This window comes from Bradyrhizobium sp. Mp27, assembly GCF_029953005.1.
In the GTDB taxonomy this organism is placed as follows: Bacteria; Pseudomonadota; Alphaproteobacteria; order Rhizobiales; family Xanthobacteraceae; genus Bradyrhizobium; species Bradyrhizobium barranii.
Window position 1 is genome coordinate 52,007 of sequence record NZ_JASAUS010000045.1, and the last position, 10,689, is coordinate 62,695.

Sequence of the window (10,689 nt, forward strand, 5' to 3'; positions counted from 1 at the left end):
TGCAAACAGTACGATGACCGGAAGCGATGCGCACCTCGCGCAGGGCCATGCGAAGCAGCAGCTGAATTCCGCACAGCAAAAAGGCGGCCGCACATGCGACCGCCTTTTCGAGTTCGTCATCCTGGAGCGGCGACGCCGCGCCCGGAAAGTGTGATGGCTCAGGCCTTGTCGTACAGGGACTCGACGTATTCCCAGTTCACGAGGTTCTCGACGAACGCCTTCAGATAGTCCGGACGGCGGTTGCGATAGTCGATGTAGTAGGAGTGCTCCCAGACGTCCACGCCGAGGATCGGAGTGGCGCCGTGCACCAGCGGATTCTCGCCGTTCGGGGTCTTGGAGATCTCGAGCTTGCCGTTCTTGACCTGGAGCCAGGCCCAGCCGGAGCCGAACTGGCCGACGCCGGCCGCCTGGAAGTCGGTCTTGAACTTCTCGAAGCCGCCGAGGTCCTCGTTGATTTTCTTCTCGAGCTTGCCCGGCAGCTTGGTGCCGCCGCCATTGGGCTTCATCCAGCTCCAGAAGTGGATGTGGTTGTAGTGCTGGCCGGCATTGTTGAACACGGCCGGGTTCTTGCCGAACGAGCCCTTGACGATCTCCTCAAGGGACTTGCCTTCCCATTCGGTGCCCTTAAGCGCGTTGTTGCCGTTGGTGACGTAGGCCTGATGATGCTTGTCGTGGTGGAATTCCAGCGTCTCCTTCGACATGAACTGGCCGAGGGCGTCATAGGCGTAAGGGAGTGGGGGCAGCGTAAAGGTCATGGGTTGTTGTCCGCGACTGATGGGGAACTGGCTTAACGGGGACTCTTATAGAAGGTTCCACCGCCGTTAAATACCGCCAATTTGCGAAATTGCGTGATGCGGCCGATTGGCCGGATTGCATAAAATCGACGCATCGTGGGGCGGGCTTCGACAGGCCGTAAAATATCATTGCCTTTGAGGCGCTTATGGCAGAACGAACGCACCACGGCGCGGAGATGCGAAAGAGAAGGCAATGAGCATCGAGATCGACATTTTGAACGGCGACGCCTCGTGGCGGATCGCGGAGCCGCTGCTCAGTGCGGTCTGGGGACGCGACGCCGCCGAGAAGCCGTCGTGGAGCCACGTTAAATGGGCCAATGCCGACCTTCGCGTGCTGATCGAGACGCCCGAGGACGGCCTCGTCTGCCACGTCGGCATCTACTTCCGTACCGTCACCTGGAATGGACAGAAGGTTCACATCGGCGGCATCGGCGGGGTCTGCACCCGCGAGGACCGGCGCGGCCGCGGCTACGCGACCATGGCGATCGACGCAGCCATCCACACCATGCGCGCCAACGAGGCGGTCCGTTTCGGGCTGCTGTTCTCCGAATCGAACAATTTTGCGTTCTACGAAGCCCGCAGCTGGCTGCCCTTCAAGGGCGAGGTCTATTGCGAGCAGCCGGAGGGTCGGATCCGCTTCGACTACATGGCGCCGTACGTCTTCAACATCGTCCGCGCGCCGACGCTGGGCACCATCGACCTATGCGGCCTGCCCTGGTGAGCCCTGCGTGAGGGGAGGACTGGCGCCAAGATGCTGCGCCCGATAAGATGTCGATAGTCATCCAATATTCCGCCCGGTGAACATGACGATCGACGCCTCCGCAGACGCCGCGCCGCCACGTGCACCGGTCGCCTCCCCCATTGCGAGCCTGCTGACGGCGCCGATCCTGCCGACGCTGCTGCGGCTCGCGATCCCCAACATGATCGCGATGGTCGGCAGCACGCTGGTTGCGATTGCCGAGACCTCCTATATCGGCCGGCTCGGCACCATTCCGCTGGCGGCGATCGCGCTGGTGTTTCCGTTCGCGATGCTGACGCAGATGATGAGCGCGGGCGCGATGGGCGGCGGCGTTTCGTCCGCGATCAGCCGCGCGCTCGGCGCAGGCGATCGTGACCGCGCCGCGACGCTGGCGCTGCACGCCGCCATCATCGGCCTCTGCGGCGGACTGTTCTTCACGGTGATGATGCTCGCCTTCGGCCGCAGCTTCTTCACGCTGCTCGGCGGACGCGAGCGCGTGCTCGAGGAAGCCAGCAGCTATTCGCAAATGCTGTTCTCCGGCGCGATCGCGATCTGGCTCGTCAACACGCTGGCCTCGGTGATCCGCGGCACCGGCGACATGCGCCTGCCTTCGATGATTCTTATCGGGGCGAGCGCGCTCCAGATCGCGCTCGGCGGCACGCTGGGGCTCGGCCTGTTCGGCGTGAAGCAATTCGGCATGCCCGGTGTCGCCGCCGGCCAGTTGATCGCTTTCACCTGCGCGGCGATCTTCTTTCTCTGGTATCTGCTGTCCGGCCGCAGCCGGCTGCCGCTGAAGGTCCGCGCCTTCCATTTCGAACGCGCGATGTTCCTGGACATCCTCAAGGTCGGCGCGGTCGCCTGCCTGTCGCCGCTCCAGACCGTGCTCACGATTCTGATCTTCACGAAAATCCTCGCGACCTTCGGCACCGAGATGCTGGCCGGCTACGGCATCGGCTCGCGGCTGGAATTCCTGCTGATCCCGATCACCTTCGCCTTCGGCATCGCCTCGGTGCCGATGGTCGGCATGGCGATGGGCGCCGGACATGTGAAACGCGCGCGGCGTGTCGCCTGGACCGCAGCCGCGGCCTCGGGATTGACCGTCGGCCTGATCGGCCTCGTCATCGCGCTTGATCCGGCATTGTGGGTATCGCTTTTCACCGGGGATCCCGGCGTCAGCGCGGCGGCGCACAGCTATTTCCACTGGGCGGGGCCGGCCTTCGTGTTCTTCGGCATGGGCGTGTCGCTGTATTTTTCCTCGCAAGGCGCGGCGCGCGTCGGTGGTCCGGTGCTGGCCTCCACGGCGCGGCTCCTGATCGTCGCGATCGGCGGCGTCGGTCTCATGACGGCGCATGCGCCGGCCTGGACCTTGTTCGCACTGGTCGGCGGCGCCATGGTCGTGTTCGGACTTTCGACCGCAGCCTCTGTCGCCTTCGCCCGCTGGGGCAAATGAGCGCAGGCAAATAAGCGGGCAGATAAACGCGGGAATGTGATTCCATCCAGCGTTGCACTATCCTGCCGGACTGCTATGGAGGCGCCTCAATTTTCGGGGGCTCTCTATGTTCGGCAGATTCGCCATCCTTTCCGTCATCCTGACTGCGCTGTTTGGCGCGACTGCCGCCCACGCGCAGAGCGCCGATGGGACCTGGCTGACCCAGGCCGGCGATGCGCGCGTCAAGATCAGCAAATGCGGCGGCGGCATCTGCGGCCATATCGTCTGGCTGCGCGAGCCCTATGACACCGCGACCGGCCAGCCTGCGACCGACAGCAAGAATCCCAATCCCGCGCTCGCCAAACGCGCGATGATCGGCCTACCGCTGTTCAGCGGCATGGAGCCCTCAGGGCCGAACAAATGGTCGGGCCAGATCTACAATGCCGATGACGGCAGCACCTATGCGAGCAACGTCTCCGTGACGGGTGCGGATTCGCTGCGGGTCGAAGGCTGCGTCGGCGCGCTCTGTGGCGGCGAGACCTGGACGCGCGCGGGACGCTGAGATCGACGAACTCTCGTGCCCCGGACGCAGCGCAGCACATAGTGGTGCGCTGCAGAGCCGGGGCCCATCGCAGTGTGGGTCCCGGCTCTGCGCAGCGTCACTGCGTGCCGCAGCGCGTCCGGGACACGAGAATGCCCTTACCCCGCCATCGCCTTCAACGCCGTTGCCGCCGACGCGTAGCCGCCGCGCGCACCGTCGATGAAATGGACGTGGTCGCTGCGCAGGGCCGATGGCGTGAAACAGGTCATCATCGCGGCGTCCTGCTGGTAGAGGCCGTAGCGCACGACGCCGTCGCGCGCCGCAGCCGCGAGACGGTCGCTCAACGCACGCTCGAGCTGCGGGGTGCAGTCGAGGATCATGCGCAGGCCGTCGTCGTATTTGCGGAAGTCTGAATTCTCGACCACCTGTCGCTTGTAGACGTTTGGCACGAAGCCGCCGACGTTGAGGTCGAAACGCATGATCAGATAGACGAACAGCGTGTAGGCCAGCACACGGGCGCGGCGCGCGACCAGCGGACCGCCGCGTTTGGTGCGGGCTTCGAATTCCAGCCCCTGCGGCGGCCATTTCAGCGGCGGCCCCTGCGGCGGCACCGGGCGGCCGCCATCAGGGCTGCGCTCCACGAGATGGATGATGTCCTCGATCACCTTGCGGAAGGCGTCCGGATCGACACCGCGCGCCGGCATCACCAGCACCGACAGGATCAGGCCGCGCGCGGACGGCATCACCTCGAAGCGGCAGGACAGGCCGGAAAGATCGGGCTGCGTGCCGGCGGGCGCCTCGGCGACCGCGAACTCGCCGCGCTTCATGGCGGCGTCGGCCCAGGCGAGCCCGCCGCCGGAAAACATCGCATAGGACAAATTGGCCGACGGACCGAAGCGTGCGACGCGCACGTCGAGCCCTTGCGCGCGGATCACACTCGCCGGCACCAGCGCGACGCGCATCTTCAGATCGAGATCTTCCCGCACCCAGGTCGCGGTCGCGGCCAGCGCCTCGTGGGTGCGTTCGACATCGGAAGGCGCGACCGCAAAGCTCGCGCCGTCGCCGCCGAACACGAAGGGGAATTCTCGCCCCTCGAGCGCGTTGGTCACCGCCGCGATCACGGCGGCACCGGCCATGTTGACCGCCTTGTAGCGCTGCGCCGCAATCGCCTTGGTGGAATCGACGATGTCGGCAACGCCGATGTTCCAGTCGTCAGGTAATGGCGAATAGAGCGCGGGGTCCATCAGGCTGGTGAAGCCGCGGAAGACGGGAATGCCGCCGTAGAAGGATTCGCCTGATGTCATCGGGTGATGCCGGATGGTTGGGAAGCGCGTCCGAGGAAAGATACGAGGCAGGATCGATCCGGGTTCGCCGGCAGGCGCCCTCTTTCGATTCCCGATCATTGGCCGAAATGCACCCGGACAACAAGATCGCGCTGCCGCGAATGGCGCGATCCGTCATTGATCGGCGTCAAACAGCCGGCCGGAAGAGCGGCTATGGTAAGAGCATCTCCAGAGATGATGGGATGATCGAGGTGCCCGACTTCGGCAACAAGGACTCGACCGCTCCGGTGCACCGGCGCACGGGGCTCGATCCGGTCAGCGCGGTGAAGATGCCGGAGGGACTGACCGCGGCTGTCGACGCCTGGGCTGAAGCTCATCACCTGTCGCGTTCAGCCGCGATCTGCAGGCTGGTCGAACTGGGCCTGAAGATCGCGCCCCCGGCACTCACGTCGGCCCAGCCGGTCGCATCCGACGCCACCAGGATCGAGGCGCTGGCGGTGCACGAGATCGAGCGGCTGCTCGACCCCGCATTGCCAACAGACGAACGCGAACGCCGCATCCGCCGCCTGACCGAAGGGCCGCCGGAATTTTCACACGAGCGGATTGACCTGCCGAAGCAATCGACGTGAACGCCTAATGCAGCTTTTCGTCCTCGCGCTTGCGCAGGGCGTCGAGAGAGACGTCGTGGCAACCGACCAGGCGCACGAATTGCTGCGGATACATTTCATGACCGTGCCCGCCGGAATGCTGCTGCGTCATCGGGGGGCAATGGACATCGTCCGGCTTCGCGCGAGGCTCCTCGATCCGGGCGTGATTTGAAGCGGTCATGTTTGACGTGGCCATCGACTGCTCCCTCTCGATTAGGGCAGATCGATCGACGTAAGCCAATCGATTGCGGGGCATCTTACGACCAAATCCGGCTTGATGTCATCGCGACGGATCAACTCAATCGTGGCGGCGGAGTTCCGCTTACGCCGTGTTCCCGGCATCGATCGTGAACACGGTGCCGGTGACGTTGCGGCCGCCCTCACCGAGCAGATATTCCACCATGCGCGCGACATCGTCGGTCTCCGGAAGGCGACGCAGCGCGCTGCGGCCGGCGATGCGCTTGCGTCCTTCGTCGGAGAGATTGTGGGTCAGCTCGGTGTCGATGAAACCAGGCGCGATCGCGTTCACGGTGATGCCGAGCTTGCCGACCTCGCGCGCGAGCGAGCGGGTGAAGCCGGTGGCGGCGGCCTTGGTCGCGCCGTAGACGGAGAGGCCGTTGTAGCCCGTGGTCGCGATGATCGAGGAGATGTTGATGATGCGCCCGGCACCATCGGCCATCATCTGGCGCGCGACATATTTGGTGAGAATGATCGGCGACAGCACGTTGAGCTGCACCAGCGCCTCGATCTCGGAATTGTGCATGGTTGCGAGCAGGCCTTCGGTGCCGAGGCCAGCATTGTTGACGAGGCCGTAGATCGGGCCGAACTCGTCACGGATAAGTTTTGCGAACGCCGGGATCGCGTCGATCACGGCGAGGTCGCAGGCACGGAAATGCAGGCGCCCTTCGGAGAGGCCGATCGCCGCCCTGAGCTCGTCGCTCTCGCGCCGTGCCGCCGCAATCACGTTATAGCCGGCATCAGCCAGCCGCCTGCCGATCGCAAGGCCGATGCCGCGGCTGCCGCCGGTGACGAGGACATTATGCATCGGTGCGCGCCAGTTTTCCGGCCGGGGTGACGTCGAGCGCATCGACGAAGCGGATCACCGCCGGCACCTTGTGAGAGGCGAGCTGCGCGCGGCACTGATCCAGGATCTGGTCGCGGATCTCCTTCACCCGCGCCTGATCGGTGCCGTCGGCGAGGATCACGTCGGCGACGACGATGCCGCCGGTGATCGGGCTGCGGCGCGATTTTGCCCGCGACATCCGCACGTCGGCATGGCGGTTGATGACCGCCTCGATCTCCTCGGGATGAACCTTCAGCCCGCCGATATTGATGATGCCGCCGCGGCGGCCGACGAAATAATAGCGGTCACCGCGCAACTCGACGATGTCGCCGCTGTCGACGAATCCGTCGTCGTCGGTCAGCGCGGCCGCATTGCGGCCGATGTAAGCATGCGCCGTGCGCGTCGAGCGGATGCGCAGCGAGCCATCCACGACCTTCATCTCGACGCCGTTGCGGTTGCCGAGATAATCGGCCGGAAAGCCCTCCAGCCCGTCATTGACGGCAAAGCCGACGCCCGCCTCGGTCGAGGCATAGGCGTGACCGACGGAGGAATTGGGGAACGCGGCCTTCAGGCCGTCGAGCACCGCCTGGTCGGCGATCTCGCCGGACAGACGGACGTATCCCGGCGCGAACTGTGCAGCCGAGCCGCTCATCAAGAGCTTGCGCCAGTGCGACGGCGTGCCGGAGATATGCGACACGTTGCGCGCATTCAGCCGCGCGACGTGATCGCCGAGCGCTTCATGCGGATCGGACAGCACCATCGAGGCGCCGGAGAGAACCGCGCGCAGGAAAATCTGCAGGCCGCCATAGCGGCGAATGTCGTAGAATGTCGCCCAGACCGGCGCGGGTCCGCGCGCAGGGCCTTCGGCGACGATGGCGCCCGTCAATGCTTCCAGCGTATGGCCGGCGATTTTTGGTACGCCCGACGTGCCGGACGTCAGCATCAGCCACTCGGTGGCGCGTTCGGTCCTGGCCGGCGTGGCGGCCTGAAGCGGCAATTGCGCGGTGACAACGAGCGCGATTGTCTTTGCGGCCCATTGCGCAGGCTCGTCGGTGACGACAGCATCGATCTCGGCGTCCGCGATCAGCGCATCAAGATGCGCCGGATTAAGATCGGGCGGGCACAACAGCATGCGCCGTGCGACACCATCGAGCTCGATCATGGCGAGCCCCGATTTGAGCTGGTCCGACAGCTTGAGCAGGACAGAGCGGCCCGCCAGCTCACGCAGACGGCCGCCCAGAACCGTATGCCCGAGGACGTCCGTCAGCGATACCACATGGTGGGCATCGGAGATCGTGCGGCCCTTGAGCTCCGGGCTCAGATAGTCGCGGAGCGCGAAGGTCTCACGCGGGGACATTTTCGTAGGCCCGCACGAAATCGCCCACGGTGGCGGGGAACGCTACGTCCTCGGAAATGGTGAAGGGATCGACGCCGGTCTCGTCCTCGAGGCGCGCCACCAGAATTGCGAAGGCGAGGGAATCGAAACCCGTCTCGTGCAGGGACAGATCGTCCGAGAGTGCGGGAAGCGTGACGTGCTGCTCTTTGGCGATCTGCTGGATCGCTTCGATGACCTTAGACCTTACCGACATGGCTGGCTCACTCTTGTTATTGATGGTTCGTGTTGCAGCGGCTCTTGATGACCGCCTCCCCAAGGCCCGTGTTGTTTACCCGACAGAAGTAAATGGCTTCTTGGACAATTCAGATAAAATTGGACCTAACAGGCGGATTTTGCTGCGTGTTGCAGTGAGGTGAGCACGCCGCTCGCATTCCCTCCCCCCGTGCGGGGGAGGGAACGCAGCGACCGCGTTGGCTCATAAGTTACAGCCTGATCGCGCCGTCGATGACCTTCGAGTGCATCTCTGAATCAAGTGCAGCATAGGCGCCGGATTTCGGGTCGAGCATGAACAGCGGATCGCTTATCAGCTCCGGATCAAAGCCCTCCCGGGCCAGCTCGCCTTTCTTCTGCTTGAACGTCTCGGTCGCATCGAGCTCGCGGGAGATACGGATGAAGACGGGGCGCGCGTAAGCTGGCAAGCGCTGCGCGAGATGGGCGGGTAGCCCCTCGATGTCAAACCCCTCGTTGACGACGATGGCGCTCATGCCGGCGCGGCCGTCGGTGCCGGGGATGCTGATGCCATAGGTGGTGGCATCGATCACGCCGGTGAAATCGCGCACGACGTCGTTGACCTCCGATGTCGCGACGTTCTCACCCTTCCAACGAAAGGTGTCGCCGATGCGGTCGACGAAATGGAAGAAACCCTTGTCGTCGAGCCGCATCAGATCGCCAGTGCGGAACCAGGCATCGCCCTTGGCGAAGACGTCGCGCAGGATTTTCTTCTCGGTTTCGCCGGCGTCGGTATAGCCCTCGAAGCGGCCGCCGCCTTCATCCGCGGTGCCGATGCGGCCGATGGCTTCGCCGGCCTCGCCCCGGGCGCAGGCAACGCAAAAGCCTTCTTCATTGCGCAGCGGCGCGCCGCTATCAGGATCGAGCTTGACGAGACCCGCCGGAAAACGATGCGCGAGCAATGGCGGAACGCGGCCGATCGCACCCGGCTGGCCCTCGACGTTGAACAGCGAGAAATTGCCTTCCGTCGCCGCATAGAATTCGAGGATGTGCGGAATGGCGAAGCGGTTCTGGAAATCCTCCCAGATGTCGCCGCGCAGGCCGTTGCCGCAGACGAGCCGCAGGCGGTGACGGTTCTCGTATTCGGACGGCGCCGCCTTCAGAAGGTAGCGGCAGAGCTCGCCGATGTACTGGAACAGCGTGCAATCGTGCCGCACGATATCGGGCCAGAAGTTCGAGGCCGAGAATTTTTCCGCGATCACCACCGAACCGCCGGCGGCGAGCATGCTGCACGGGGCGACAATGCCGCCGACCGAGTGGAACAGCGGCAGGCAATCATAAAGCCGGTCCTGCGGCGTGGCGCCGGTGAGGCCGGCGAACCAGAAGCCCCAGTTGAGGATGCGGCGGTGGCTGATGCTCGCCGCCTTCGGCAGGCCGGTGGTCCCGGAGGTGTAGATCAGCAGGGCACGGTCGTTGATCGTCACGTCGCCATGCTCGTCCGGCGAGAGCGGCCCGTCCTCGAGTGCGGCAAGTGCGACGTCGATCGCGCGCTCGCTGCGGGCATCGCCATGGGTCCAGACTTTTGCTGCTGTCTTCAGGTGCGGCGACGCGCCGTCCAAGGCTTCCATGAGCTCGTGCGCGACGATGATGTGCGACGGCCGGGCTACATCAACGCAATGCGCGAGCGACTGGCCGACTAGCCTGGTGTTGATCAGCGCGACCACGCCGCCGACCCGGCTGATGCCGAGCCACGCGGCAACATAGTCGATGCCGTTCGGCATGATCAGCGCGACGGTATCCCCCTTGGCCACGCCGGCCGAGCGCGCCCAGCGCGCATAGCGGTTGATGCGCTTCGAGAGGCCTGCGTAGTCGATCGCTGCCTCATCTGCGACCAGCGCGGTGCGATCGGGCTGACGCTGCGCCCAATCGTCGACGACGTCGGCGAACAGCCGGCCCGGCAGCGTCTCGATGCGCGCGGTGAGCTCGATCGCCTTCAGCCAGATCTTTGAAGCCGAAGGTGCGCGCGCGACTTTCGGTTGTTCGATGACGCCGGTGGTCATGCCGTCCATTCTTTCGGAACGTATCTGCTGTTTCCCCAAGCTTAGCTCGCACGCCCTGCCCAGGTGTTAAGAGACAAGGTAAAGCGTAAGCGGAGCTTTTCTCCCATTTGATTGACTGGTTTCGCTTCGGCTTTCGCTCTGCGATCCTTGGCTTGTCAGAGAGCCGAGAGGAGACTGAAGGCGATGGAACAATCGGGGGAGGAAGCCGAAGCTGATGGCTTTGTGGGGAAGCTTACGCGCCGGACGCGTTCTGGAGGCCGGTTATGGTCTGCGGAGATCAAGGGGCGCGCTGTTTTCGAGAGCATGAAGCCCGACGCCCGGGTATGTGATGTCGCACGGCGTTATGGTGTGAAGGCCCAGCAGTTGACGACGTGGCGCAGATTGGCGCGTGCTGGCCGGCTCGCATTGGTCACGGACGACGCGGCGGATTTCGTGTCGATCGAGCTGAGCGATCCAGTGGCGTCAGGCAAGAGCGAGGGGCCCGTCGAGATTACGATTGGCAAGGTTTCGGTCCGCCTGGATGCGGACGTGTCGGCGGTGCGGATCGCGGAGATCGTGACTGCGATCGA

13 protein-coding genes are annotated in these 10,689 nt (G+C 64.6%); 6 read left to right on the plus strand and 7 right to left on the minus strand.

What is annotated here, in order from left to right:
• The first annotated feature begins 13 nt into the window (after positions 1-13).
• Entirely contained in the window at positions 14-154 is a 141-nt protein-coding gene (locus QJT78_RS22915; RefSeq protein WP_155257741.1) for a hypothetical protein, read from the plus strand.
• Positions 155-158: 4 nt separating this feature from the next.
• Here the strand turns inward: QJT78_RS22915 and QJT78_RS22920 are convergent, their stop codons facing one another.
• Positions 159-755 (minus strand): superoxide dismutase, encoded by a 597-nt coding sequence (locus tag QJT78_RS22920; RefSeq protein WP_028148125.1) that lies wholly within the window; start codon positions 753-755, stop codon positions 159-161.
• Positions 756-987: 232 nt separating this feature from the next.
• On the opposite strand from QJT78_RS22920, the gene QJT78_RS22925 reads away from it, so the two are divergent.
• From QJT78_RS22925 to QJT78_RS22935, 3 genes are all read left to right on the plus strand, one after another.
• A complete protein-coding gene (locus tag QJT78_RS22925) occupies positions 988-1,515 on the plus strand; it encodes a GNAT family N-acetyltransferase (RefSeq protein WP_028148126.1) in 528 nt (175 codons plus the stop codon).
• Positions 1,516-1,597: 82 nt separating this feature from the next.
• Positions 1,598-2,983: an MATE family efflux transporter gene (locus QJT78_RS22930; protein WP_028148127.1), complete on the plus strand. Its 1,386-nt coding sequence runs from the start codon at positions 1,598-1,600 to the stop codon at positions 2,981-2,983.
• A gap of 106 nt (positions 2,984-3,089) precedes the next feature.
• Positions 3,090-3,524: a DUF2147 domain-containing protein gene (locus QJT78_RS22935; RefSeq protein WP_028148128.1), complete on the plus strand. Its 435-nt coding sequence runs from the start codon at positions 3,090-3,092 to the stop codon at positions 3,522-3,524.
• A 137-nt stretch (positions 3,525-3,661) separates the two neighbouring features.
• Here the strand turns inward: QJT78_RS22935 and QJT78_RS22940 are convergent, their stop codons facing one another.
• On the minus strand, positions 3,662-4,807 hold the full coding sequence (locus tag QJT78_RS22940; RefSeq protein WP_028148129.1) for a DUF3095 domain-containing protein: 1,146 nt from the start codon (positions 4,805-4,807) through the stop codon (positions 3,662-3,664).
• Between the two features lie 221 nt (positions 4,808-5,028).
• Between QJT78_RS22940 and QJT78_RS22945 the strand changes: the two genes are divergently transcribed.
• The gene (locus QJT78_RS22945) at positions 5,029-5,415 is read left to right on the plus strand and encodes a hypothetical protein (RefSeq protein ID WP_028148130.1); all 387 of its coding nucleotides are present in this window, start codon (positions 5,029-5,031) and stop codon (positions 5,413-5,415) included.
• 4 nt (positions 5,416-5,419) lie between these two features.
• On the opposite strand, the gene QJT78_RS22950 is transcribed toward QJT78_RS22945, so the two are convergent.
• From QJT78_RS22950 to QJT78_RS22970, 5 genes are all read right to left on the minus strand, one after another.
• Positions 5,420-5,629, minus strand: coding sequence for a hypothetical protein (locus tag QJT78_RS22950; protein ID WP_085965659.1), 210 nt, complete (start codon positions 5,627-5,629; stop codon positions 5,420-5,422).
• 126 nt (positions 5,630-5,755) lie between these two features.
• Positions 5,756-6,478, minus strand: coding sequence for an SDR family NAD(P)-dependent oxidoreductase (locus QJT78_RS22955; protein WP_014491756.1), 723 nt, complete (start codon positions 6,476-6,478; stop codon positions 5,756-5,758).
• On the minus strand, positions 6,471-7,853 hold the full coding sequence (locus tag QJT78_RS22960) for a class I adenylate-forming enzyme family protein (protein ID WP_028148132.1): 1,383 nt from the start codon (positions 7,851-7,853) through the stop codon (positions 6,471-6,473). The genes QJT78_RS22955 and QJT78_RS22960 overlap by 8 nt, the downstream gene beginning before the upstream one ends.
• Positions 7,840-8,085, minus strand: a complete 246-nt coding sequence (locus QJT78_RS22965; RefSeq protein ID WP_014491754.1) for an acyl carrier protein — start codon at positions 8,083-8,085, stop codon at positions 7,840-7,842. Before QJT78_RS22965 ends, QJT78_RS22960 begins: the two co-directional genes overlap by 14 nt.
• A gap of 229 nt (positions 8,086-8,314) precedes the next feature.
• Entirely contained in the window at positions 8,315-10,129 is a 1,815-nt protein-coding gene (locus QJT78_RS22970) for a long-chain-acyl-CoA synthetase (protein ID WP_038942644.1), read from the minus strand.
• 294 nt (positions 10,130-10,423) lie between these two features.
• Between QJT78_RS22970 and QJT78_RS22975 the strand changes: the two genes are divergently transcribed.
• A partial coding sequence (locus tag QJT78_RS22975; RefSeq protein WP_281460297.1) for a transposase occupies positions 10,424-10,689 on the plus strand: 266 nt, incomplete at its 3' end.

What these genes read in the sequence shown, in the direction of transcription:
- QJT78_RS22915 (WP_155257741.1), top strand. Translation starts at nt 14, where the DNA reads ATGACCGGAAGCGATGCGCACCTCGCGCAGGGCCATGCGAAGCAGCAG.
- QJT78_RS22920 (WP_028148125.1), bottom strand. Translation starts at nt 755, where the DNA reads ATGACCTTTACGCTGCCCCCACTCCCTTACGCCTATGACGCCCTCGGC.
- QJT78_RS22925 (WP_028148126.1), top strand. Translation starts at nt 988, where the DNA reads ATGAGCATCGAGATCGACATTTTGAACGGCGACGCCTCGTGGCGGATC.
- QJT78_RS22930 (WP_028148127.1), top strand. Translation starts at nt 1,598, where the DNA reads ATGACGATCGACGCCTCCGCAGACGCCGCGCCGCCACGTGCACCGGTC.
- QJT78_RS22935 (WP_028148128.1), top strand. Translation starts at nt 3,090, where the DNA reads ATGTTCGGCAGATTCGCCATCCTTTCCGTCATCCTGACTGCGCTGTTT.
- QJT78_RS22940 (WP_028148129.1), bottom strand. Translation starts at nt 4,807, where the DNA reads ATGACATCAGGCGAATCCTTCTACGGCGGCATTCCCGTCTTCCGCGGC.
- QJT78_RS22945 (WP_028148130.1), top strand. Translation starts at nt 5,029, where the DNA reads ATGATCGAGGTGCCCGACTTCGGCAACAAGGACTCGACCGCTCCGGTG.
- QJT78_RS22950 (WP_085965659.1), bottom strand. Translation starts at nt 5,629, where the DNA reads ATGGCCACGTCAAACATGACCGCTTCAAATCACGCCCGGATCGAGGAG.
- QJT78_RS22955 (WP_014491756.1), bottom strand. Translation starts at nt 6,478, where the DNA reads ATGCATAATGTCCTCGTCACCGGCGGCAGCCGCGGCATCGGCCTTGCG.
- QJT78_RS22960 (WP_028148132.1), bottom strand. Translation starts at nt 7,853, where the DNA reads ATGTCCCCGCGTGAGACCTTCGCGCTCCGCGACTATCTGAGCCCGGAG.
- QJT78_RS22965 (WP_014491754.1), bottom strand. Translation starts at nt 8,085, where the DNA reads ATGTCGGTAAGGTCTAAGGTCATCGAAGCGATCCAGCAGATCGCCAAA.
- QJT78_RS22970 (WP_038942644.1), bottom strand. Translation starts at nt 10,129, where the DNA reads ATGGACGGCATGACCACCGGCGTCATCGAACAACCGAAAGTCGCGCGC.